Genomic DNA, 24,582 nt, shown 5'->3' on the forward strand with positions numbered 1-24,582 from the left:
TGCGGTGTACTGCTTATCTGCGTTCAAAAAATTTACAATTCTGCCATATGTTTTGTAAAAAAGTATTTCGCAGCTCCAACAGCCGACGCTTCTTTCTTATACGAACAATTTTTTAAGTATGAAACATCATGCTCAAAGCCATTATATGCCATCACTTTTTCTCCCAGTGGTATCATATAATCTGACAATACACCTCCCACATCACCTCCTAGTATGATATCCATATCATATGCCATCCGCAGATTTGATATCAAAACAGCAAGATGATCCAGATACTCATTCCATGTCTGCAAAATTTTTTCATCACCACTTTCAATTTTTTCCATAAATGCATCCAGTGACTGCCTGTTATCTTGTGTCAGTACACTTGCAGCACAATATGCATCTGCACATCCTGCTTTACCACAATAACACTTTCTTCCACCGGGAACGAGTATCATGTGACCAAACTCACCTGCTTTCTGGTTCTGCCCTCGAAACAGCTTTCCATCTATGCAGAATGCGCCTCCTAAGGTGTGGTTCAAAGACAGATATATCGCATTTGGATACTTTTGCTTTTTTTCTGCAAGCATTGCAGCATTAGCATCGTTTTCAAAATATACTGGAATTTCCAAAGCCTGCTCTAAAAAGCGCAGACTATAATTCTCTATACCTAAAGCATGGGATTTTAAAACGATCCGTTCTTTCTGATCAATAATTCCTGGAATCGCCACTCCAATCCCAAGTAGCGTATCCTTCGCTAATTCGCCTTCAAGAAAAGTTTTGACCTTTTGTGCCACTTCTGTACAATAGGATAATTCTGCCGTAAATTTTAAACGGATGCGATCTTTTTTTATAATCTCATCTCCAAGATTTACTAATACCATTTCTATATGATTCGCTGTAATCAAAATTCCCATTGCATGACAGTATGACTTATTAATCCCTATACTTTTTGCCTTTCTTCCACCGGTCGAAGCATATTCCCCAGTTTCTTCCAACACCATTTTTTCTAACAAGTCATTCACATTTGCTAACACAGTCGGCATACTCAAATTTAAATCTTTTGCGATTCCCGCCTTGGATGTAACATGATTGTTCAGCACATAATTAATTATTCTTTTTCTTGTTATATTTTTTTTATCTTTATTTTCCGTTTTCTTACCCTCTTTTATTAAATATATTATAAAAGAATTATATGCTTTTTTATTCTTCTTGTAAAGCAATGTTTTATAATAAATCTCCGACAGAATTTATCTTATAAACAGCAAAAAGCTCCCGAAGGAGCTTTCCACGCTTTAGAACACCAATTCTTTTAACACAATCTCTTCTGCCATATTACGAATACCATTTACCAATCTGACACATTCCCTCTAATCACGAGCTTTCAACTCAGCACTGGTTGCATCCAGCTCATCTAAGTCGCTCTCTATCGTGTCATCTGGTTTTTGCGCGAGCAACGAGGCAAGCCGAGATGCTTGCATCTCGATTTGCCGACTGCCGCGTTCATCGAGACAAGTACTCTTGGGTCGATGTTGGGACAAAAGAACAATCGTCTCCACATGAACGCCCTGGCAGAACTGATCCACTGCACAGGCGTGGGTCATCTCATATCCTGCCTCATAAAATGCCGGGAGGTCTCTTACAAGACTTGTAACCTTGCAGGAAATGTATACGATCTGGTCTACGCCGTAAGCCAGGATCTTTGGAAGGGCTTTGGGGTGAACGCCATCTCTGGGCGGATCAAGGATGATCATATCCGGTTTCTCCGGCACCTCGTCCAGAACCTTCAGCACGTCTCCGGCAATAAAACGGCAGTTATCAATGCCGTTAAGTGCAGCGTTTTCTCTGGCGGCTTTTACCGCGTCTTCCACGATCTCCACGCCGATCACCTCACTGGCAACAGATGCCGCAAGCTGGGCTATGGTGCCGGTGCCGCTGTAAAGGTCAAACACTACTTTATCTCTGGTATCCCCCACATATTCACGGACTTTTGAATACAGGATCTCCGCCGCCAGGGAGTTTGGCTGGAAGAAGGAAAACGTGCTGATCTTAAACTTCAGCCCAAGAAGTTCTTCGTAGAAATAATCCTTTCCATAAAGGATCTTCGTCTCATCACTCTGTACCACATCGGACAGAGAATCATTTAAAATGTGCATGATCCCCACGATCTTACCTTCCAGGGGAAGTGCAAGGAGCTGTTCTTTCAGTGGTTCCAGATCATACTCTTCCTGGGTGGTAGTTACCACATGGACCAGGATCTCGCCGCTTGTGACGCCTCTTCGAAGAAGAAGGTGACGGAGATATCCCACATGCTGAAGCTTCTTATAAAAACTGGCATTTCGTTCCAGGAAAAACTCCCGCACACAGGCAAGGATTTTCGTCATATCCGGATGCACCAGCTTACAGTCATCTGTATTCAAGATATCGTAAGTGCTGCCCTTCTTATGAAGTCCAAGGGACAGCGGACCATCCTTATACTCATCGCCAAAGGAAAACTCCATCTTGTTGCGGTATCCAAACTCGATAGGACTTCCGTAGATCCCATCCCAGTGATACAACTTGTCTGTATCCTCAGTTTCTTCTGTCTCATCACTGTTCTTCCCGATCTTATCCATACTTTCTCTGACTGCCCCATCCAGAAGTTCCCTTACCTGGCGCTCCTTCATCTCTTTCTGCGCCTCATAACTCATGGTCTGGTACATACAGCCGCCACAGGCCGGGAATTCCTGACAGGCCGGTTCTCTTGTCTCCAGCGGAGATTTCTCCAGAACTTCTAAGAGGCGTCCCTCCGCCCGTCCGGAACGCTTCTTGTTGATCATAAAACGTACTTTCTGTCCCGGAATTCCGTTCTTTACAATGACTTTCTGGTCATCCACCCATACAAAGCCTTTGTTTGGAAATTCCACTTTTTCTATAACACCTTCGTAAATTTCACCTTTTTTCATAAATCCTCTTTCTGTCTTATAAGCAGCAGGCAGTAAATCGAATATTCCAAGTTTGCTTTACGGTCTGCTCGCAAACACAATCGCTTCACTGCCTGCATTCAAAAATCAAGCCCCGGTATCGCGCCGGGGCTTCAATCATCCGCTTCTCATATTCATACACTGCAGACAACCATTCTGATCTGTTCAAAACAGCTGTTCCGGTGAAAGATCTTACTCTTCCTCGTCCTCAAAATAATCATCGAAGTCATCATCAAAATCTTCTTCGAAATCCTCCAGATAATCCGGAGCGAAGAAACGGTATACTGCAAATGCGATTCCTGCAACAGCTGCAACCGCACCGATGATCGCCAGTACCCAAAGGACTGTATTCTTATCTTTCTCTTCTTCTTTTTTCTTCAGTGTCGCAAGCAGTTCTTCAAGCTTTGTTGTATTTAAATTCATAACACTGCACCATCCTTTCTTTCTGTTCGGCTGTACTTTCTGTCAGTAAATCTGCAGCGCAGCGTTTTTTGAGGTCGCTGCACCCGAGCCTTTTTTTAATGTTCTTATTATACCACCATATGTCTGGTTTTACCAGAACTTACACAAATTTTCGCAGAAACATTCTGTAAAAAAATCGCCGTATTTCCGGCATTTCCGGAAAGATACGGCGGTTTTCTCTTATTCTTTATGGGTTCCTCGGATCACTTTGATCCCGCGTTCTTCTATCAGACCGCAGATCTGTGTTATCCGCGGACATTCCTTTTTTTCCTCATTCAGACGGCATACCCCGACATGGATGACGCTGATCTTTTCACTGACCAGCCGATCTGCCTTTTCCAAAATCCCCTCATCTTCAGCAGGTTCTTTTGCATTGGTGTCTTTGCATCCGTTGCATGTCATCACAGCTGCCAGAATCGTATCTTCCGGATAGCCGGAAAAAAAATCTCTTCTTTCCCGAAATGCAGACAGACATCCTGCCCTGGTACACACATCATTGGAATTAAGGCATGTCAAAATCCCGATCTTTTTCATCTTTTTCCCTCTATGCATCCCGCCTCACAGCCAGAATCATAAAAACAAAATATGCATCTTTCCGCGGCTGTCGTAAACGATCTCCGCTTCTACTTTATAGATCCTGCGGATCAGCTCCGGGGTCAGGACTTCTTCCGGCGTTCCGTAACCTTCCAGAACTCCGTCCTTCAGTACATAGATCTTATCACAGTATGCTGCTGCAATATTCAGATCGTGAATAGCGGAGATCACGGTTACATTAAGTTTTTTCACCAGCTCCATCAGCATGATCTGGTGGGTAATGTCCAGATGATTGGTAGGCTCATCCAGAATCAGTGCAGAGGTCTGCTGGGCAAGTGCTCTTGCCAGGATCACCCTCTGCTGCTCTCCTCCGGAAAGAGTGGAAAAGGTACGGTCTGCAAACGCCTCCATCTGTACGGTTTTCAGCGCTTCATCCACGATCTGGTAATCTTTTGCATTGTCCCGTTCCAGAGTCTTTTTATGAGGCGCACGCCCCATAAGAACCACCTCGCGGACCGTAAAATCAAAATTATAATAATTGTGCTGTGCCACCACGGCCATTTTTTTCGCAGAGCTTCGAACACTCATGGAATGAAGCTCCTCGCCGTCCAGATACACGGCTCCTGCGTCTGGTTTCAGAATACGGTAAATGCATTTCAGCAAAGTGGATTTTCCGCTTCCGTTTGGTCCGATGATTCCTACCAGTTCCTTATCCTGGGATTCCATGGAGATTCCCTTCAGGATCTGTCTGGCGTGAAAGCCAACCTGAATATTTTCTGTGGTGATCTTCATTACCGGGCACCTCCGAATCCATAGGATTTCCGCACAAGCAGATAAATAAAGCAGGGAGCACCGATAATGGATACCAGCACACCGATGGGCATCTCGGAATTTTTAAGGATCACACGACATGCCACATCGCACCAGATCAGAAACGATGCACCAAGAAGCGCACTTAAGGGGAGCAGTTTTCTGTGATCTGTTCCAAAAAGGATCCGGACCACATGAGGGATCACCAGTCCCACAAATCCGATTACACCGGCACAGTACACGGCAAATCCGATCATAACAGAAGCAACGATCAGATAAAAAGTCCGCAGTCTGTGCAGATCTGTTCCAAGGGTAATGGATACGTCATCTCCCAGAAGCATCAGATTCAGGTTCCGGTACTGCGTCCAGAAAACAGCCACGCACACCAGCGTGACCGGAAGCATTACACCCACTCTGGTCCAGCTTGCTCCGGCAAGACTTCCCATGCTCCACTTCATAACTTCTGTTGCCGCATTTTTGTCATTGGTAATATAAATGACAAAATTGGAAAAAGCAGAACAGACTGCGCTGACCGCCATTCCCGCAAGGATCAGTTTTGCGGAAGTTGCCTTTCCACCCATGTTTGCAATGGCGATCACCGCAAAAGAAGTGATCATCGCGCCAATGAAAGCTGTGATTCCCACAGAGTTTCCACCAAGAAAGCTTCCGATTCCAAGCATGATGGCCAGTGTGGCACCCAGAGATGCACCAGATGAGATACCCAGCACATACGGGTCTGCCAGCGGGTTCTGCACGATAGCCTGCATCACCACGCCGCACACGGAAAGAGCCATTCCAACTGCCAGAGCCAGAAGGACTCTAGGCAGCCGGATCAGCCACACAACATCATGAACTGCGCCTTCCGCATAGGCGGACAGACTTTTTATATGAAACAATTTATAAGCGATAACGCTGTATACATCCTTCAGTGACAGATCCGCATTTCCAAAAGTGATGGCTGCAAGTATGGAAAAAATAAGGAATCCTGCAAGTCCGATGAGAACTGCCACATACATGGATGTTCTGAGCACCTTATCTTTTTTTCTCTGTGAAGCTGTTTCTTTCACTGCATTTTCTCCGATCAGTCAAGATTTACGTCCGGATATAATCCCTTTGCAAAAGTTTCGATTCCGTCCTGGGTACGTGTTGCACTTGCATACATCTCACTGAGCATGATCGGGTAAACACGTCCGTTCTTTACTGCGTCAAGGCTCTTCAGGGACTCATCATCCTGGATCACTGCAAGCTGGCTGTTCTTAACAGTTTCCGGATCATCTCCTGCATATGGCATGTAAACCACAAAGATCACGTCAGGGTTGGCTGCGATGATATCCTCTTTTCCAACGGTGGAAGCATCCGGGTTTGCAAGAGTTGCGCCTAACTGTGTTACCATATCTCCGCCAAGGCTCTTTACGCCATAGTTTGTGATGTCATCTCCAAGAGGCTCCAATACCATTACGCTTGGTTTGTCTTTTACATCTGCAGTTGCAGTAAGAGTTTTGTCGATCACTGCTTTTGCATCATCAACGATAGCCTGTGCTTTGTCCTGTACATCGAAGATCTTTCCGATATTTAAGATATCTGTGAATTCATTTTCCAGTGTTCTGTCGCCGTCCGGACGAGTATTGGTGTTGTAGTAGGTGTTGCAGCCTTTGTCGATCCAGTCTGTTACATTTCCCAGATTCTTATCAGAGAAAAGAGAGCTCCAGGATAAGATCATGTCCGGCTCCAGCATTGTTACAGTTTCAAGGGATGGGGTAAATTCGTCAAGATAATTTGTTTTTGAGAATGCTTCTTTGAGATCTTCCGGAACTTCATTATCAAGACCTGCGGTAGCTACCAGGTGGTCTTCCAGACCAAGTGCGAGCATAGTCTCAATGCTTCCCTGATATACAGCAAGGACTTTTTCCGGTGCTTTTTCATAAGTGGTTTCGATTTCGTTTCCATCGTAATCATAGGTTGTGATGGTCAGAGGATATTCTGTCTTGGTTGCCTCTGCGGAAGAATCTTCGGTGTCTGCAGACTCTGTACTGTCTTCTGCTGCCGGCTGGTTGTCTTCCTTGATGGTCTCGGAGTCTGCTCTCTCTGCGGCATAAACAGCCGGAGTTGCTGATACGGTCATTGCCGCTGCCATTACCATTGCCATGATTCTTGTGGATACATACTTGTTTTTCATTTCATTTCCTCTCTTTTCGCCTGTTTTATCTCCTGTTGCCTATGGGTAACCGAAAAGATGGGGCTTCATAAAATCTGCACGGAACACTTTGTACGGAAGCTCCCACTTACATACTGTCAAGCAGGTTTCCTGACTTACAGACTCAGAAAAAACTCCGCAAAATAAAAACTGATACACCATTCATCTTTTAGCCGATCATGAATGATATATCAGAATTTTCTCCAGAATCTCTCTGACATCGGGATTTCGCCTTCTCACATGAGTTTCTGCAATGGCATGTGAAATCCCTTCTTCTGTATACAGTGGCCGCAACCGCTCAGGCTTTTTACCCGATTCCCTCTCACAGTATCCGGCAGCATATGTGCCGGTGATACTGTTCACTTCACAGCAATTCAATTACGCTGATACTGATTCTAACATACCGGTTTTCCAATTACAACCTTGAGGCCGGATTTTTACAGTTTTTTGCAGAAATAGTCTGCCCGGAGAGATCCCTCTCAGATCTTTTTCAGCTTGGCAAAACCGGCGAACATTTTTTTCACGCCGACTTTGTCAAAGTCTACCGTCACTTCGTAGTCTCTGCCGCCGTCTGCGATATTTTTTACGATACCGACTCCGAATTTCACATGACGGACCGTGTCTCCCTCACCATAGTCCAGGCTGTCCGCCTTCTTCACTGTGAAATCTTTTTTCTGCAGGGTGCTCTTTGCCTGGAAATTCATTTTCATCTGGGCATAGGCGCTTTTCGGAGATACGATATCATCTACTCTGGGCTTTTTCTCCTGAATCGTATGTCCAAGATCCACCAATTCTCTTGGAATTTCCCTTACAAAGCGTGATACACGGTTGTACTGGGTCTCTCCACGGATCATACGCTGTTTTGCACAGGTTAATGTCAGTTCCTTCATGGCACGTGTGATCCCCACATAACAGAGTCTTCGCTCTTCTTCAATATCCGACGGGTCTCCGGACCAGATGGACGCATATCCCGGAAATACTCCGTCCTCCATACCTGCCATAAATACATTGGGGAATTCCAGTCCCTTGGCACTGTGAAGGGTCATAAGAAGCACATAATCCTGATCCGGATCAACGGAATCAATATCTGCCACCAGTGCGATCTCTTCCAGAAATGCGGAAAGTGTTGCCGGCTGTCCTGCCTCTTCCATGGCTTCCTGGAAAGATTCGGTCTTGGAGATCAGCTCATCGATATTCTCGATCCTTGCCTGAGCTTCTTCTGTTTTTTCTGCTTCCAGCTCTTTCACATAACCGGTCAGTTCGATCACTTCTTCCAGCGTTTCACGGACTGTATAAGCCTCTGCCTTACTCTTAAGTCCCTGGATAAAAGATACAAAATCATTGATCTTTCCTGCTGCCCGGCCAATGGACGGTACTTCCTCCACCACACGGAGGGCATCATAAAAGCTCAGGTTCATCATATCCGCATAATCCTGGACCCGGCCGATGCTGGTAGCTCCGATTCCTCTCTTCGGTACATTTAAGATCCTGCGCACAGCCAGATCATCACTGGCATTGTCAATCGTCTTCAGATAGCTTAACAGATCCTTGATCTCTTTGCGGGCATAAAAGTTTACACCGCCCACAATCTTATACGGCACATTTGCCAGGAGAAATTTTTCTTCAAAGAGACGTGACTGGGCATTGGTCCGGTAAAGTACCGCACAGTCCTTATACTGGAATTTCCCGTTACGCCGTCCCTGAATGATCTCTCCCGCAACATACTCCGCTTCCTCAAATCCGTTGTTGAACTGCCGGAAATGAACTTTATCACCCTCTTCGTTCTCTGTCCAGAGTCGTTTTTCTTTACGTTCTGTATTGTTGGCAATTACCTCGTTGGCTGCGTTCAGGATATTCTGTGTAGAACGGTAATTCTGCTCCAGCCGTACCACATTCGCCTCAGTGAAAACCTTCTCAAAGCCCAGGATGTTCCCGATATTTGCTCCACGGAAACGATAAATAGACTGGTCATCATCGCCAACTACGCAGAGATTCTTGTATTTTTCCGCAAGAAGACTTACGAATTTAAACTGTGCGGTGTTAGTATCCTGATACTCATCCACCATAATATACCGGAAACGTTCCTGATAATAATCCAGGATATCCGGATTGTGTTGGAAAAGCTCCACGGTTTTCACGATCAGGTCATCAAAATCCAGGGCGTTGTTTCCCCGGAGGATGGACTGGTATTCCTTATACATGCCTGCAATCTTCCGTGCATCCGGATCACTTCCCGCATTCAGCTCCATCTCTTCCGGCGTGATCAGCTCATCCTTGGCATGGGAAATCTCCGCAAGAACAGCGCGTTCTTTATAAATTTTTGTATTGATACTGAATTTCCGGAAGATTTCCCTCATGACTGTCTTCTGGTCGTCGGTATCATAGATGGTAAAATTACTGCTAAATCCCAGCACTTCAATATGTCTGCGTAAAATCCTCACGCATGCGGAATGAAAGGTAGAAACCCATACGCTCTCTGCGCCCATTCCCGCAATTTTATTTACACGTTCCCGCATCTCACTGGCAGCCTTGTTGGTAAAGGTGATCGCCAGGATATTCCAGGGATTGACGCCCTTTTCCTCCATTAAATAGGCAATCCTGTGAGTCAGCACTCTTGTTTTTCCGGAACCGGCTCCTGCAAGAATCAGAAGCGGCCCCTCTGTATGTACAGCAGCTTCCCGCTGCATGGGATTCAATGTGTCCAAAGCATCCTGTATACTCATTTTGATCTCCATTTCTTTTTCCATATCAACAGTATCTTTATATACTACCATGTCTTTTCTTTCCGGTAAAGCCACAACCTTACTTTCTCATTTTCCCGGAAAAAAGTTTCTTTACAAGTAGTATTTAAAACTATATAATAGGGAGCAGAGGTGATAATGTGATGACAAGAAACGAAAAAGAGATGATGAGCAGCATTTTTGCGAAAATTGCTGAGCTTGATTATATAAAACCAGATGAAATCCCAAACATCGATCTTTACATGGATCAGGTCACTACTTTCATGGAAGAAAATCTCGCTTCCACCAAACGTCACGAGGATGACAAGATCCTGACCAAGACCATGATCAACAACTACGCCAAGAATAAGCTTCTCCCCCCGCCGGAGAAGAAACGCTACTCCCGGGAACATCTGCTGATGCTGATCTTTATTTACTATTTTAAGAATATTCTCTCCATCAGTGACATCCAGACTCTTCTCGGGCCGATCACGGATAAATATTTCAAATCCATGACTGAGAAAGATATGACTTATATCTATCAGGAAGTTTTCAGTATGGAACAGACTCAGATCCGTTACCTGGAAAAAGATCTCATGCGCCGGTTCAAAAGCGCCGGAGAAATATTCGAAGATGCTGATCCGGAAGATAAGGAATTCCTTCATCAGTTTTCTTTTATCTGCCTGCTGAGCTTCGACGTATACATGAAAAAAATGATCATCGAAAATATGATCGACCACATGAATTCTCCAAAAGATACCGATTCCTCAAAAAAAGGCAAATAATATCCGGCTCTTACATCCGGTCGGAAACGTGTGCCGCCAGGCGCATGAAGAAAAGAGACAGACGCATGATCGCCTGTCTCTTTTTACGTTATAGCATTATCCGTTATCATTCACGGCATGGGCATAAGTCCTATTCTGCTTCGCCACCCTGCTCTTCGTTATTCTTCTTCATACGTGCAAATACCATCTCATAACCGTCATTTCCATAGTTCAGGGAACGGTTTACACGGCTGATCGTAGCTGTGGAAGCTCCTGTCTTCTCGGAAATATCAAGGTATGTACGCTTATCGGTAAGCATCTTGGCTACCTCGAAGCGCTGAGATAAAGAAAGCAGCTCATTGATGGTGCAAACATCCTCAAAAAATGTATAACACTCTTCCTTGTCCCTCAGGCATAGGATCGCTTCAAACAGATGATCCACAGCCTCCGTCCTGATTTTTTTGCTCATTGTTACGCTCCTTTAAAATACATAATTTTCGTCTGATACAATACTGATATTTTAACACTCTAAATCGTGATAGGCAAGCATTTTAGGGAAATTTAATAAACTATTTCGCTTTTTTGTCTTTCTATGACGGACACCTGCGTTTTCCATTTCCACTGCCCCGGAAAACATTTGGGATTTGCTTTTTCTGCTGTGATTGGGTATACTTAAAATAATATCCAAAAGAAAAGGAGACTTATCAAATGAATCGTTTTTTCAACATGGACAACAAATTCTTCGTGTTCATGGGACGCGTAGCAGACCTGCTTCTTCTGAATTTTCTGTGCATCCTCTGCTGTATTCCGATTGTCACCGCAGGCGCCTCCATAACAGCTCTCTACTATGTCACACTGAAGATGGCAAGAGACGAAGAATCTTATATTGCCCGCAGCTTTTTCCGCTCATTCAAACAGAACTTCAAACAGGCGACCATCATCAATATCATCATGCTCCTCACCGCTGCTGTTCTGTTTATCGATCTTCGGATCGCCAGAGCCGGAAGCGGAGCTATGTACAAAGGACTTTTCAGTCTGTTCATTGCATTTGCACTGATCTATGCGATGATCCTTCTGTACATTTATCCGATCCTTTCCAAATTTTTTAATTCCGTCAAGAATACCTTTGTAAATGCATTCCTGATGTCCGTCCGCCATCTTCCGCTGACACTTTTGATGCTTGTGATCTCTGCATCTCCGCTCCTTCTGATGTGGCTTTTTGCTTATGTGAGCTACGCACAGTTTACATCCATCCTGATCATGCTTTTTATTCTGATGGGATTTTCCACGCTGGCCTACTGGAAATCAAAGATCTTTGTAAAGATCTTCGATAACTATATACCGAAAGATGAAAACGACGAAAACGACGAAGAGAAAAACGAACTGAAAGAGGCATAATGAAACGCTGGAACGACAAGCCTTACCACTCTCTGGACTATATGCTCCGGGAGCGATACGGCGAAAAGGTCTACCGGGTTGCATTAAACGGCGGCATGTCCTGTCCCAACCGTGACGGCACCCTGGGCAAAAAAGGCTGCATCTTCTGCAGCCAGGGCGGAAGCGGAGATTTTGCAGCAAACGCCGCTCTTTCCATTACAGAGCAGATCAACACACAGATCAAAAGTCTCTCTTCCAAACGCCCGATTCATAAATATATCGCCTATTTTCAGGCATATACAAACACATACGCTCCTGTGGAACACCTGCGTAAGATCTTCACAGAAGCCATCTCCCATCCGGATATCGTGGCACTGTCCATTGGTACCAGACCGGACTGTCTGGGAGATGATGTACTGGAGCTTCTTGATTCCCTGAACCAGATCAAACCGGTGTGGGTGGAGCTGGGACTCCAGACTATCCATGAAGATACCGCCAGATATATACGGCGCGGCTATCCACTGTCCTGTTTTGATACCGCAGTAAAAAATCTCCGCGCAGGCGGCATCGAAGTGATCGTCCACACCATCCTGGGGCTTCCCGGCGAAAGCAGGAAGGATATCCTGGAAACAATGGCTTATCTGAACGCCATGGATATCCAGGGGATCAAGCTGCAGCTTCTTCATGTACTGCGTGGTACAGATCTTGCCGCTGATCATGAAGCCGGTCTTTTCCGCACTTATGAACGGGACGAGTATCTGAACCTTGTCATTGACTGTCTGGAACATCTCAGACCGGATATCGTGATCCACCGTGTAACAGGGGACGGCCCGAAAGATCTGCTGATCGCACCTTTATGGGCCAGCCGCAAACGTGAAGTTTTAAATCTTCTTCATCACCGGATGAAAGAAAAAGAAAGTTTTCAGGGAAAAGCCCTTGAGGTTCTTTCAAAAAGCCAGTAAAAAGGAGGATTCTTATGGCATCACCTTTTACAACCTACAAACTTATCATTTTATACATGCTTCAGAATTCCGAAGGGGATCTCACTAACTCACAGATCACAGATTTTATCCTGGACCGGAAATATACCAATTATTTTCAGCTTCAGCAGGCTGTTTCCGAACTGGTGGAGGCAGATCTTGTGGAAATGTCTTCCCAGTCCAACCGCACGTATTACCGACTGACTGAAGAAGGAAAAAATACGCTGAAATATTTTTCCAGAGAACTCTCTTCTGACATTAAGAAAGAAGTCGAGGAATATCTCAATTCCCTGCACTGCAAAATTGAGGAACATCTTCTCACTCCTGCGGATTATTACCCCACCAAGGAGGGCAGTTACTCTGTCCGCCTGCGGATTATCGAAGGCGGTGTCAGTATTGTTGATCTCAGCATCAAAGTTCCCAATCTTGCTGCGGCCCAGTCCGTATGTGAAAGCTGGCCTTATAAATATCAGAACGTCTACGACAAAATAATGGAGGAGCTTCTCTGAAAAGCTCCTCCATTTTCATTCTCACATAGATTCTCTTATTCCGCTTCTTCGTGGATCTTCTTCATATGCTCTTTCAGTTTCTTTTCATATCCCATATCACTGAGCTCGTAAAAATGTTCTCCTTCGATTTCTGATGGCAGATACTGCTGTTTTACATAGTGATTCGGATAATCATGGGCATATTTATATCCGATACCATGACCCAGGCTTTCGTGGCCACCATAATGAGCATCCTGCAGATGTACCGGCACAGTTGTCTTCTTCGCCTTCACGCAGCGCATGGCCTCCTGTATGGCATTCACCGCGGAATTGCTCTTGGGCGCACAGGCCATGTATGTTACTGCCTGCGAAAGAATGATCTGGGATTCCGGCATTCCCACACGTTCCACTGCCTGCGCTGCTGCCGTTGCCACACAGAGTGCCTGAGGATCCGCATTTCCGATATCTTCAGAGGCCAGGATCATGATCCTTCTTGCAATAAATTTCACATCTTCTCCTGCATAAAGCATTTTTGCCAGATAATAAACTGCCGCATCCGGGTCTGAGCCCCGCATACTCTTAATAAAGGCAGAAATAATATCGTAATGGTTATCTCCATTCTTGTCATAACGTACAACACGCTTCTGAATGCACTCAGAAGCCACCTCAAGGGTCAGATGGATCTTACCGTCCGAATCACGGGGTGTGGTGAGAATTCCCAGTTCTACGGCGTTTAAGGCGCTTCTGGCGTCTCCTCCTGCCATATCTGCCAGAAATTCCAGGGCATCCTTCTCGATCACCGCACCGTAGCTTCCCATTCCACGTTCCGGATCATTAACTGCACGCAGGATCAGTTCTTTTATTTCCGGTATTTCCAGTGCCTTCAGCTCAAAAATGATGGATCTTGAAAGAAGCGCTCCGTTTACCTCAAAATATGGATTCTCCGTTGTAGCTCCGATCAGAATGATCGTTCCATCCTCCACAAAAGGAAGAAGATAATCCTGCTGTCCCTTGTTGAAACGGTGGATCTCATCAATGAACAGAATGGTCTTTTTTCCATACATGCCGAGATCGTCCTGTGCCTGCTTTACAACTGCTTCCATATCTTTCTTCCCTGCTACGGTTGCATTGATCTGGGTAAAGCTGGCGCTTGTGGTATTGGCGATGACTTTTGCCAGGGTGGTCTTTCCGGTTCCCGGAGGGCCGTAAAAGATAACAGATGTCAGCTTATCCGCCTTTATGGCACGATACAGCAATTTATCTTTTCCTACGATGTGCTGCTGTCCCACCACCTCATCCAGTGTTCGCGGACGCAGCCTGGATGCGAGGGGAGACTCCTGGTCCAGCGTTTTTGACTTTGCATATTCAAATAAGTCCATGGTTTTCACTCCTGTAATTTCTGTAAAAAACTGCCGCCGGTTCTGCTCCGGCAGCTGATCGATTCTTATTTTTATAATTTTACCTGTTTGCACACAAAAAAGCAATTGTTTCTGCTCTGCGGCAAAGAGGATGTTCCGTTACTGTTTACGTCACCAGCAGCTGATCCACTGTCACCAGGTCATACCCCGCTTCCGTAAGCATATCCGCGATCTCCAGAGCTGCCTCCACAGAAGTGGGAAAACTGTCATGCATCAGAATAATCGAGCCATCCTTCACTTCTCTTTTTACAATTTCTTCCACAGACTGAACGTTTTTTGATTTCCAGTCCAGGGTATCCACATCCCAGAATACCGGAAGCATGGTCACACAGAGTTCCAGATTTTTGGGCCAGGCTCCATAGGGCGGACGAAGATACAAAGGATATTCTCCTGTGATCTCATAGATCTCATTATTTGTCTTTAAGATCTGCTGGCAGGCCTGGTCACCGGGAAGCTTATCAAGCTGTACATGGTCGTAAGTGTGATTGCCGATGAGATGGCCGTCTTTTTGCATCTGTTTTACGATTTCTTCTTTTCCCTCGATATTTTTTCCCATAAGAAAAATGTGGCATGAATTCCACGCTTATGCAGGCCATCCAGAAGCAAGGGTGTATATGTTGCATGGGGGCCATCGTCAAAGGTGAGTGCTGCCCTGGGACGGTCCTCATTGTCCTTCCTGTCAGACAAAGTTTCCGCCACCGGGTCTGCTGCTTTTTGTCCATATTTTTTCTGAACACTGCCAATATTTCCTGCTTTTTGTTCTGCCTCCTCATAACTCCTGTTTTCCCGCCCACTGCTTTTTCCCACATACTGCGCCTCCACCAGCCGGATCATCCCCTCACCGGCGATCATCCTGACCACCTGCATCCGAAACGCACGGTCTGAAATTTTTCCATATCCACTGAACGCGATCAGCAGCAGCGCCACTGTCACTGCCCGGAAATATTTTTTTCGCTTATCCATATCTCCCGCCGGATCAAACATACTTTTCCACAATATATGAAAAAATCCCCGGGAAAAGACTTCTTACTGTTCTCTTCCCGGGGATATCCGCGCAGTCTGTTCTTTTATTTCTTCAGGATCTCAAGCGCGCTCTCGATCTCCTCAATGCATTTCTCATAGCCAAGGGTACCGTTGTCCAGACACAGATTGTACTTTGTCATATCTGCCCAGTCAACGCCCATAAAGCGTTTCGACAGGTCTTCCTTGCGCTTGTCATCCTTATGCATGAACTTCTCAATATCCTTTGTGCTGCCGCTGAGCTTTTTGCTTGCCTCGCAGATACGGAAATCCCAGTCTCCGTAAACAAACACCCGAAGGACATTTGGATAATCCTTGAGGATCATGTTTGCACAGCGTCCGATGATCACACAGGATTCTGTCTCTGCCAGATGGCGGATCACCTTCGCCTGATAATTAAACAGGTTCTCATCAGACGTGAAGTCTTTGCTCTGGGGCGGAATCAGCTCTCCTTTATAGATGCCGGTCTTTGCAAAAAGCTTCTGTTTTGCGCTGACATTTTCATCTACGCGTCCGAAAAGCTCCTCATGAATGCCGCTCTCCTCAGATGCCATGCGGATGATATCCTTGTCATAGTAAGAAATCCCTAATTTCTTTGCAAGCTCCTCTCCGATGGTACGTCCGCCGCTTCCATACTGTCTTGCAATGGTAATTACGAAATTATCCATGTCTTTCCTCCTACTCTCCAAGATATGCCTTCTGAACAGCCTCATCGTTCAGAAGATCCTCGGCCTTTCCATCCATGGTGATGCTTCCTGTCTCAAGAACATACGCACGGTCCGCAATGGAAAGTGCTTTCTTTGCGTTCTGCTCAACAAGAAGTACGGTTGTGCCGCTCTCGCTTACCTCACGGATGATATCAAAGATCTCATTTACAAAGATCGGTGACAGACCCATGGACGGCTCATCCATCAGAATGATCCTTGGCTTACTCATCAGCGCACGACCCATGGCAAGCATTCGCTGCTCGCCACCGGAAAGTGTTCCGGCACGCTGTCCTTTACGTTCTTCCAGACGCGGGAATCTCTTGTATACACTGGCAAGGCTCTCTGCGATCTCCGCCTTGTCCTTTCTTGTATAAGCTCCAAGAAGAAGATTCTCGTAAACGGACATATCCGCAAATACACGTCTTCCCTCCGGAACGTGTGCCATACCCATCTCTACGATCTTATGGGCCGGTGTTCTTGTGAGGTCTTTTCCCTCAAACACAATGCTTCCGGACTTCGGAGAAAGAATTCCGGTAAGTGTCTGAAGTGTGGTTGTCTTTCCGGCACCGTTGGCACCGATCAGCGCAATAACCTCTCCCTGATTTACATGAAAAGAAATTCCCTTCAGGGCCTGGATCACACCATAGTAGACCTGGAGGTCCTTTACTTCCAACATTGCCATTATCTCGTTCCTCCTTATTCTCCCAGATATGCAGTAATAACTGTCGGGTCTTTCAGCACTGCGGATGTCTCACCCTGGATCAGCACCTGACCGAAGTTCAGAACTGTCAGTTCCTCACAGATACCACCGACCAGTTTCATGTCATGCTCGATCAGAAGGACTGTCATATCAAAATGCTCCCGCACAAAACGGATGGTATCCATCAGCTCCTGCGTCTCATTTGGGTTCATGCCGGCTGCCGGCTCATCCAGAAGAAGAAGCTTCGGATCTGTGGCAAGGGCTCTGGCGATCTCCAGCTTACGCTGTTTACCATAAGGCAGGTTGCCTGCCAGAGTGTCTGCTTCCTTATCCAGGTCAAAGACCTTCAGGATCTCCATGGCACGTTCGTTCATCTCTTTTTCTACCTTATAATATTTCGGCAGTCTTAAGATTCCGGTCAGTGTGGAGTATGGATGATGATTGTGAAGTCCTACTTTTACATTGTCAAGAACCGGCATATCCTTGAAAAGACGGATATTCTGGAAAGTTCTTGCGATTCCGGCCTTGTTGATCTCGATGGTGCTTTTTCCTGTAATGTCCTGGCCGTCCAGTTTAATGATTCCCTCTGTTGGCTTGTATACGCCTGTGAGAAGGTTGAACACCGTTGTCTTACCGGCACCGTTCGGTCCGATCAGTCCATAGAGCTGTCCTTTCTCAATGGTCATGTTAAAGCCGTCAACAGCACGAAGACCGCCGAACTGGATAGACAGATTATTTACTTCCAGCATTGCCATGATCAGGCCACCTCCTTTTTCGCTTTTTTGCCTTTAAATTTCTCTACCATGCGCGCTCTCCAGTCTCTTGCTGCAGGTGCCCAGTTAAAGAGCATCATGATGATCAGCACGATGGCGTAGATCAGCATACGGTAGTTTGCGAATCCACGGAGAAGCTCAGGCAGTGCATAGAGGATAATGGTCGCGATGATGGATCCTCTGATGTTTCCGATCCCGCCAAGTACCACATATACCAGTACCAGGATGGACATGTTGTAATCAAATACAGATACCTTCAGAAGAGAAAGGTTATGTGCATACAGCACGCCTGCCACTCCTGCAAGGGCTGCGGAAATCGTAAATGCAAGCAGTTTGTATCTGGTGATATTGATTCCCACGGATTCTGCTGCGATACGGTTATCTCTGGTTGACATGATCGCACGTCCGCTTCTGGAGTTAACCAGGTTCTGCACGATAAACAGAGTCAGAAGAAGAAGGATCACACCGATCAGGAAAAAGTAATTCTTGATATCTTTATAAAGAGTTGCTGTTCCTGAAATACCAAGGGCACCTTTGAGGATCTGTTTTCCGCCCGGATCCATATGAAGACCTGCCGCACTGGTTGCAACGTGAAGTCCTTTGTCATCCACGCCAATGTAAAGTACATTGATCAGGTTCTTGATGATCTCACCAAAAGCCAGTGTAACAATAGCCAGGTAGTCACCGCGGAGACGAAGTACCGGAATACCGATGATCACACCGAACAGTGCTGCAACTGCCGCACCTACAAGGATTGCAAGGATAAAGCGAGGAACCTGCGGAATGGAGTCTGCAGCAACCTGTGAAAACAGGGCACTGGAAAAAGCTCCCACGCACATGAAGCCCGCATGTCCAAGGCTCAACTCACCGGAAAAACCGACTACCAGGTTCAGGGAAACTGATGCAATGGTATAAACACAAAGGGGAACAAGAAGTCCCATAAGAAGTCTGGAAAGATTTCCAGTTGAGGAAAGTGCCTGTACGATCACAAAGAGTACAATGACGATTCCATAGTTGATCATGTTATTTTTTGTTGTTTTGTTTTTCATATTCTTCATATCGGCCACCTTACACTTTCTCCTGGATGTTCTTGCCGAACAGTCCGGTAGGTTTTACAAGAAGCACGACGATCAGGACTGCAAATACGATCGCATCTGCAACCTGGGAAGAAATATAAGCTTTTCCGAAGATCTCGATGATTCCCAGAAGGATGCCGCCGACCATAGCTCCCGGAATCGAACCGATTCCACCGAATACAGCAGCTACGAAAGCTTTGATACCAGGCATGGCTCCTGTGTACGGAGTCAGTGTCGGATAAGTCTGACAGAGCAGAAGGCCTGCGATCGCTGCAAGTCCGGAACCGATGGCAAATGTGAGGGAAATTGTCGCATTGACGTTAACTCCCATCAGCTGTGCCGCATCTCTGTCCTCGGAAACCGCCTGCATGGCACGGCCAGGTTTTGTCTTTTTTACAAAGAGGGAAAGTCCCACCATGATGATGATACATGCAAGGATGGTTACGATGGTGATTCCCTTGATGGTAAGCTCACCGTCAAACAGTGTGATGGACGGAAATTTGATAACAGCTACGAAACTCTTGGCATCTGCGCCGAAGATCAGAAGTGCCAGGTTCTGAAGCAGATAACTGACACCGATAGCCGTGATAAGAACGGCCAGGTTTGAGGAAGCTTTTCTAAGTGGACTGTAAGCTACCTTCTCAATGACAACACCAAGCAGTGTACAGATCACAACGGAAAGGATCACAGCAAGGATCGGTGACATGCCGCCTCTTGTGATACAGGTAAGAATGATATAAGCTCCTACCATAATAACATCTCCGTGTGCGAAGTTCAGCATCTTGGCAATACCATAAACCATGGTATATCCAAGTGCAATGATCGCATAGATACTGCCAAGACTGATGCCGTCTTTTAAATAAGATATAAAACTCATAACGCACCTCTTTTAATTGTTTATTGATAAGGGAAAAAGGGGACGATTTCCACTAAAGGCAACCGTCCCCTGACCCCTAACGTTAACAGAAATTACTTATTTCATCTCTACATAAGCACCGTCTTTGATCTCGAATGCTTTCGGCTCTTTATCACACTCGCCATCCTCGGTCCATTTTGCTTTTCCGGTAAGTCCGTCAAGCTCGATGTTTGCCATGGATGCGCTCATTGCTGCACTGATGTCTGCATTTTCCATATCTGGTGTGATCTTTGCATCGTCAGCTGCAAGCTGCATTGCGTAAAGTACATCATATGTATCTGCCGCAAACTGGTTCGGGATCTCACCGTTGTGAGCATCGCCGTATGCTTTTACGAAGTTCTGGCTCTTCTCATCTGTAGCTGTTGCGGAGAATGGTGTCAGAAGCATAACACCCTCTGCAAGGGATTTATCGAAGTTCTCTACATTGAGGATACCATCCATGCCATCTACACCAAAGAATTTAATGTCAAGCCCTGCCTCAGATGCCTGCTGAAGGATCAGCGCATTGTCGGAATAGTAGTTCGGAAGGAAAAGAAGCTCAGCGCCGCTCTTCTTGATCTTTGCAAGCTGTACAGAATAGTCTGTGTTGCTGTCTGTTGTGTAAGCCTCATCTGCAACTACTTCAAGTCCGTCATCAGCAGCTGCTGCAACGAATGCGTCATGTACACCGGAGTTGTAGTCAGCAGCGGAATCATAAAGTACTGCTACTTTCGTTGCAAGTTTGTGCTCGGAAATGTACTGAGCAGATTTGGTTCCCTGTGCCGGGTCTGTGAAGCACATACGGAACTCGTTTGTTCCTGCTGTGATACAGTCAAGTGCTGTTGCGGATGGTGTGAAGAGGAATGTATCCTCAGCTGCCTCAGCTCCTACTGCGATACAGGAACCGGATGTTACAGTTCCACAGAGCATCTGCATTCCTTTATCGATCAGGTCATTGTATGCGTTAACAGCCTTCTCCGGATCTCCCTGGTCATCACCTGCGTCAAGAATCTCTACTTTATATCCGTTGAATCCGCCGTTCTCGTTGATCTCATCTGCTGCGATCTTGGCTGCGTTGTATACGTTGGTACCGTACTGTGCGTAATCACCTGTCATCGGTCCGATCACACCGATCTTAAATGTCTCATCATCTGCCGCAAAAACTGATGTAGGCATCATCATAGCTGCTGTCATAGCTGCTGCTGATGCAACGCCGATTACTTTCTTCCAATTCTTCATAATAATCTCTCCTCCTGCGCTTTGTCGCGTTACTAATGTTTAATGGTAAAATTATAGCATTGCATATTTTTTATTTCAAGGGTGAATTTGCCGATCCCCTGTTTTTCGTATGATTGCACAAGACGGACACTTGTCCGTTTCACAGCTTGTGTGTTTTTTCGGCAAATTGTATAAATTTTCTGTACAAAAGAAAAATCCAGGGAAAAACTCCCTGGACTTCTTCGTCTCTTTATCTCTTACTTATGCGATTGCTTTCTTAGCGATCTCAGCAAGTGCTGTGAAGCCTGCTGCATCGTTAACTGCCATCTCTGCAAGCATCTTTCTGTTGATGTCGATGTTTGCAACTTTAAGGCCGTGCATCATTTTGCTGTAGGAAAGTCCGTTCATTCTTGCAGCTGCATTGATACGTGCGATCCAGAGCTGTCTGAACTGACGTTTCTTCTGTTTTCTTCCTGCATAGGAGCTTGTAAGAGCTCTCATTACAGACTGTTTTGCTACTCTATACTGTTTGGAACGGGCTCCTCTGTAGCCTTTTGCCAGTTTTAATGTACGGTTATGTCTTTTCTTTGCGTTTAATCCGCCTTTAATTCTTGCCATTTCTTAATTCTCCTCCTGTTCGTCTTCTCTATCTTATAAATATGGTAATGCTTTCTTCATGCTCTTTACGTTAGTAGAATCAACAACAGTAGATTTTCTCAGATTTCTCTTTCTCTTCTGAGATTTCTTTGTAAGGATATGGCTCTTGTAGGCTTTATTTCTTACTAATTTTCCTGTACCTGTTTTTTTAAAGCGCTTTGCTGCTGCTCTGCAAGTTTTAATTTTTGGCATTATGAATTCCTCCTTGATTTGGTACTTCTAAATTTTATATAACATCCCGTTCTGCCCGGCTGTTGCCGTGAAGACTGAGATATCTACCGTTTCTCAGTCAGAAACATTGTCATGCTTCTGCCTTCTACCTTCGGAGCCTTCTCTACAGTCGCTATATCGGACAGAAGATCTGCGAAGTCGTCAAGCACATGTTTGCTGCTGGACATATGTGCCATCTCTCTTCCGCGGAAACGAAGTGTAACCTTAACTCTGTCGCCCTTGCTAAGGAACTTTCTTGCTGCATTTACCTTCGTCTTTAAATCATTCGTATCAATGTTCGGGGAAAGACGCACTTCTTTGACATCGATGGTTTTCTGCTTTTTTCTGGCCTCTTTTTCTTTTCTTGCAAGTTCGTAACGGTATTTACCGTAATCAATGATCTTACATACTGGCGGCTTCGCCTGTGGGGCAATCTTTACAAGGTCAAGTCCTGCCTCCTGTGCTTTCGCCATCGCTTCTCTGGCGGACACGATTCCAAGCTGAGCTCCGTCCGGACCAATTAAGCGTACCTCTCTGTCTCTGATCTGTTCGTTAATCATTAAACCGCTAATTGTTGTACACCTCCATGAACATGATAGAATTAATTTTTTCTTTCTCAATACTGTGCCGGGATTTCTTCCTGCACAAAAAAAGCGTAGACAGATGTCCACACTTCAAAATTACACCTGCGGACTGATAGTCTCTCCGTTCGCAGTACTGTGCAATATTGACCTGAGTCGCTTATCTTCAGCGCTGAGGTGAGAGTGAACTCTGCTTTCTTTTCGCTACGTACTTTAAGAGAATACCATGGTATCTTCTGTTTGTCAACTGTTTTTTTATATTATTATGTATTTATTTGTGCGTATGAGTTTTTCTTTTTCCGGGCATACTATCCAACATCGGAATCCGATAAGACAGACTGTAACATGGACCATTGATCAGAGGTTCAAAGTCCGACAGCTGACGGTTTCCGGTAAAATCATATTTATCAGGAGGACACTTTTATGACAATCCTTAAATGTTCCGCACACAACTGCTACTATAACAAAGATTCTCTCTGTTCCAAAGGTGCCATTAATGTGGAAGGCGCAGATGCACGTTATGCAGATGATACCGCCTGTGAAAGTTTCCGCGATCAGAAAGAAGATTCTGCAACAAATGCTGCTGATTCCGGTTGTGGATGTGAAACCATTAACATCGACTGCAAAGCACACAACTGTACCTACAATGAGCACTGCAAATGTACCGCAGCTTCCATCAATGTATCCGGTGATAATGCACATCGCTGCTGTGATACAAAATGTGATACTTTCAGCTGTAAATGCTGATATTCTGAACTGAAAGCCAAAAAATCCGGCAGGATTCCAGATGGATCCTCTGCCGGATTTTATTATGTTCATTTATTATCTGTTCTTAAGAAAATCCGGAATCTGGATGTCCTTTTTCTGAACAGTGCTTGTCGGTGCCTTAGTACCAAACTGTGTGGAATTCATAGTTGGCAGACTGAAGCTCGGCATATTAAGATTCATGCTGCTTGCCGGTGACGGGCTTGTCTTCTTGGCTGCTCCGAATACAGAATTGGAAGCTCTGTTTCCAAATGGTGTATTCTGAAGGTTATTGTCTGTAAGACCTGTTGCAATAACTGTAATCCTTGCATAATCTGCAACAGAATCATCATACATGGCACCAAAGATAATATTCGCATCCTCACCTGTAAGTTCCTGAACATAACTTGCCGCATCGTTGGCATCCATAAGAGAAATATCTCCGGAAATATTGATGATCACATGCGTAGCGCCCTTAATGGTTGTCTCAAGAAGCGGAGAAGATACCGCCTGCTGTACAGCCTCCATAGCCTTGTCATCACCTCTTGCCTCACCGATACCGATGTGAGCGATTCCCTTGTCTGTCATAACAGTCTGTACGTCTGCAAAGTCAAGGTTGATCAGTGCCGGCAGATTGATCAGGTCTGTGATACCCTGTACTGCCTGCTGAAGAACCTCATCAGCCTTACGCAGTGCTTCCGGCATGGTTGTTCTTCTGTCAACGATCTCAAGTAACTTGTCATTCGGGATGACAATTAAAGTGTCAACTGCTTTCTTCAGATTCTCGATTCCCGCAAGTGCATTATTCATACGAGTCTTAGCTTCAAAACGGAAAGGCTTGGTAACAACACCGACAGTCAGGATACCCATTTCTTTCGCCGCACCGGCGATTACAGGAGCAGCTCCGGTTCCGGTTCCGCCACCCATACCACAGGTAACGAAAACCATGTCAGCTCCCTCAATGATCTTCTTAACTTCTTCAATGCTCTCCTCAGCTGCCTTCTGTCCAACTTCCGGCTGTGCACCGGCGCCAAGACCTTTCGTAATTTTCTCACCAATCTGAAGTACAGTCGGAGCTTTACACAGTGTCAGAGCCTGTTTATCGGTATTGACACCTACAAACTCAACTCCTCCAATGGCCTCTTCCACCATTCTGTTTACTGCATTATTACCTGCGCCGCCTACTCCAATTACAATAATCTTCGCAGAAGACTCAGCCTCATTCGTCATTATCTCTAACAATGTACTTCCTCCTTTATTTCTACCTGATATCCGATTCAGTGTAATAATCTATTCCAAGCTACATATA

The 24,582-nt window shown here is 45.5% G+C and carries 25 protein-coding genes, 1 pseudogene and 1 riboswitch; of the genes and pseudogenes, 5 read left to right on the forward strand and 21 right to left on the reverse strand.

Going from position 1 to position 24,582, the window contains the following annotated elements:
• Positions 1-32: 32 nt before the first annotated feature.
• The 8 genes from AC04Q6_RS04995 to pcrA form a co-directional block, all read right to left on the reverse strand.
• On the reverse strand, positions 33-1,205 hold the full coding sequence (locus AC04Q6_RS04995; RefSeq protein WP_021652511.1) for an ROK family protein: 1,173 nt from the start codon (positions 1,203-1,205) through the stop codon (positions 33-35).
• Positions 1,206-1,352: 147 nt separating this feature from the next.
• The gene (gene rlmD, locus AC04Q6_RS05000; RefSeq protein WP_118070637.1) at positions 1,353-2,927 is read right to left on the reverse strand and encodes a 23S rRNA (uracil(1939)-C(5))-methyltransferase RlmD; all 1,575 of its coding nucleotides are present in this window, start codon (positions 2,925-2,927) and stop codon (positions 1,353-1,355) included.
• Positions 2,928-3,137: 210 nt separating this feature from the next.
• Entirely contained in the window at positions 3,138-3,368 is a 231-nt protein-coding gene (locus AC04Q6_RS05005; protein WP_015526073.1) for a hypothetical protein, read from the reverse strand.
• A 219-nt stretch (positions 3,369-3,587) separates the two neighbouring features.
• Positions 3,588-3,941 carry a CGGC domain-containing protein gene (locus AC04Q6_RS05010; RefSeq protein WP_118070635.1) on the reverse strand — a complete coding sequence of 118 codons (354 nt, stop codon included), beginning with the start codon at positions 3,939-3,941 and terminating at the stop codon, positions 3,588-3,590.
• A gap of 36 nt (positions 3,942-3,977) precedes the next feature.
• On the reverse strand, positions 3,978-4,733 hold the full coding sequence (locus AC04Q6_RS05015) for an ABC transporter ATP-binding protein (protein ID WP_021651662.1): 756 nt from the start codon (positions 4,731-4,733) through the stop codon (positions 3,978-3,980).
• Positions 4,733-5,818: a FecCD family ABC transporter permease gene (locus tag AC04Q6_RS05020; RefSeq protein WP_227574163.1), complete on the reverse strand. Its 1,086-nt coding sequence runs from the start codon at positions 5,816-5,818 to the stop codon at positions 4,733-4,735. Before AC04Q6_RS05020 ends, AC04Q6_RS05015 begins: the two co-directional genes overlap by 1 nt.
• A 14-nt stretch (positions 5,819-5,832) precedes the next feature.
• Positions 5,833-6,927, reverse strand: coding sequence for an ABC transporter substrate-binding protein (locus AC04Q6_RS05025; RefSeq protein WP_118070633.1), 1,095 nt, complete (start codon positions 6,925-6,927; stop codon positions 5,833-5,835).
• A 106-nt stretch (positions 6,928-7,033) separates the two neighbouring features.
• Positions 7,034-7,323, reverse strand: a riboswitch (cobalamin riboswitch).
• Between the two features lie 101 nt (positions 7,324-7,424).
• Positions 7,425-9,668: a DNA helicase PcrA gene (gene pcrA, locus AC04Q6_RS05030; protein WP_118070793.1), complete on the reverse strand. Its 2,244-nt coding sequence runs from the start codon at positions 9,666-9,668 to the stop codon at positions 7,425-7,427.
• Positions 9,669-9,829: 161 nt separating this feature from the next.
• Between pcrA and AC04Q6_RS05035 the strand changes: the two genes are divergently transcribed.
• Positions 9,830-10,450 (forward strand): DUF1836 domain-containing protein, encoded by a 621-nt coding sequence (locus AC04Q6_RS05035; RefSeq protein WP_118063742.1) that lies wholly within the window; start codon positions 9,830-9,832, stop codon positions 10,448-10,450.
• A gap of 130 nt (positions 10,451-10,580) precedes the next feature.
• Here the strand turns inward: AC04Q6_RS05035 and AC04Q6_RS05040 are convergent, their stop codons facing one another.
• Positions 10,581-10,898 carry a YerC/YecD family TrpR-related protein gene (locus AC04Q6_RS05040; protein WP_118070631.1) on the reverse strand — a complete coding sequence of 106 codons (318 nt, stop codon included), beginning with the start codon at positions 10,896-10,898 and terminating at the stop codon, positions 10,581-10,583.
• Positions 10,899-11,137: 239 nt separating this feature from the next.
• Here AC04Q6_RS05040 and AC04Q6_RS05045 point away from each other — a divergent pair, with 239 nt between their 5' ends.
• Genes AC04Q6_RS05045 through AC04Q6_RS05055 form a run of 3 tightly spaced genes read left to right on the forward strand, consistent with a single transcriptional unit; the run spans position 11,138 to position 13,295 of the window.
• Positions 11,138-11,827, forward strand: a complete 690-nt coding sequence (locus AC04Q6_RS05045) for a YesL family protein (protein ID WP_021977865.1) — start codon at positions 11,138-11,140, stop codon at positions 11,825-11,827.
• Positions 11,827-12,768 (forward strand): tRNA modification radical SAM protein MnmL/YtqA, encoded by a 942-nt coding sequence (gene mnmL, locus AC04Q6_RS05050; RefSeq protein ID WP_118070629.1) that lies wholly within the window; start codon positions 11,827-11,829, stop codon positions 12,766-12,768. Before AC04Q6_RS05045 ends, mnmL begins: the two co-directional genes overlap by 1 nt.
• 14 nt (positions 12,769-12,782) lie before the next feature.
• Positions 12,783-13,295, forward strand: a complete 513-nt coding sequence (locus AC04Q6_RS05055; protein ID WP_021977867.1) for a DUF4364 family protein — start codon at positions 12,783-12,785, stop codon at positions 13,293-13,295.
• Positions 13,296-13,330: 35 nt separating this feature from the next.
• Here AC04Q6_RS05055 and AC04Q6_RS05060 read toward each other — a convergent pair whose 3' ends face one another.
• From AC04Q6_RS05060 to infC, 11 genes and pseudogenes are all read right to left on the reverse strand, one after another.
• A complete protein-coding gene (locus AC04Q6_RS05060; protein WP_021977868.1) occupies positions 13,331-14,653 on the reverse strand; it encodes a replication-associated recombination protein A in 1,323 nt (440 codons plus the stop codon).
• Positions 14,654-14,798: 145 nt separating this feature from the next.
• Positions 14,799-15,676, reverse strand: a pseudogene (locus AC04Q6_RS05065) (polysaccharide deacetylase family protein).
• 83 nt (positions 15,677-15,759) lie between these two features.
• Positions 15,760-16,380, reverse strand: a complete 621-nt coding sequence (locus AC04Q6_RS05070) for a cytidylate kinase-like family protein (protein ID WP_118070627.1) — start codon at positions 16,378-16,380, stop codon at positions 15,760-15,762.
• A gap of 10 nt (positions 16,381-16,390) precedes the next feature.
• Complete coding sequence (locus tag AC04Q6_RS05075; protein WP_476389563.1) at positions 16,391-17,101, reverse strand: ATP-binding cassette domain-containing protein; 711 nt, start codon at positions 17,099-17,101, stop codon at positions 16,391-16,393.
• A gap of 14 nt (positions 17,102-17,115) precedes the next feature.
• Entirely contained in the window at positions 17,116-17,874 is a 759-nt protein-coding gene (locus AC04Q6_RS05080) for an ABC transporter ATP-binding protein (protein WP_015526087.1), read from the reverse strand.
• A 2-nt stretch (positions 17,875-17,876) separates the two neighbouring features.
• Positions 17,877-18,950 (reverse strand): branched-chain amino acid ABC transporter permease, encoded by a 1,074-nt coding sequence (locus tag AC04Q6_RS05085; RefSeq protein ID WP_021977872.1) that lies wholly within the window; start codon positions 18,948-18,950, stop codon positions 17,877-17,879.
• A gap of 10 nt (positions 18,951-18,960) precedes the next feature.
• The gene (locus AC04Q6_RS05090) at positions 18,961-19,845 is read right to left on the reverse strand and encodes a branched-chain amino acid ABC transporter permease (RefSeq protein ID WP_118070621.1); all 885 of its coding nucleotides are present in this window, start codon (positions 19,843-19,845) and stop codon (positions 18,961-18,963) included.
• Between the two features lie 96 nt (positions 19,846-19,941).
• Entirely contained in the window at positions 19,942-21,102 is a 1,161-nt protein-coding gene (locus tag AC04Q6_RS05095; RefSeq protein WP_118070619.1) for an ABC transporter substrate-binding protein, read from the reverse strand.
• Between the two features lie 240 nt (positions 21,103-21,342).
• Complete coding sequence (gene rplT, locus AC04Q6_RS05100) at positions 21,343-21,699, reverse strand: 50S ribosomal protein L20 (protein ID WP_015526090.1); 357 nt, start codon at positions 21,697-21,699, stop codon at positions 21,343-21,345.
• A gap of 33 nt (positions 21,700-21,732) precedes the next feature.
• On the reverse strand, positions 21,733-21,930 hold the full coding sequence (gene rpmI, locus AC04Q6_RS05105) for a 50S ribosomal protein L35 (protein ID WP_019162770.1): 198 nt from the start codon (positions 21,928-21,930) through the stop codon (positions 21,733-21,735).
• Positions 21,931-22,013: 83 nt separating this feature from the next.
• Positions 22,014-22,508, reverse strand: a complete 495-nt coding sequence (gene infC, locus AC04Q6_RS05110; protein WP_021977873.1) for a translation initiation factor IF-3 — start codon at positions 22,506-22,508, stop codon at positions 22,014-22,016.
• 444 nt (positions 22,509-22,952) lie between these two features.
• Here infC and AC04Q6_RS05115 point away from each other — a divergent pair, with 444 nt between their 5' ends.
• Entirely contained in the window at positions 22,953-23,276 is a 324-nt protein-coding gene (locus tag AC04Q6_RS05115; RefSeq protein ID WP_021977874.1) for a DUF1540 domain-containing protein, read from the forward strand.
• 75 nt (positions 23,277-23,351) lie between these two features.
• On the opposite strand, the gene ftsZ is transcribed toward AC04Q6_RS05115, so the two are convergent.
• Entirely contained in the window at positions 23,352-24,503 is a 1,152-nt protein-coding gene (ftsZ, locus tag AC04Q6_RS05120) for a cell division protein FtsZ (protein WP_118070617.1), read from the reverse strand.
• Between the last annotated feature and the right edge of the window lie 79 nt (positions 24,504-24,582).

The organism is Blautia sp. HA9023 (assembly GCF_056504095.1).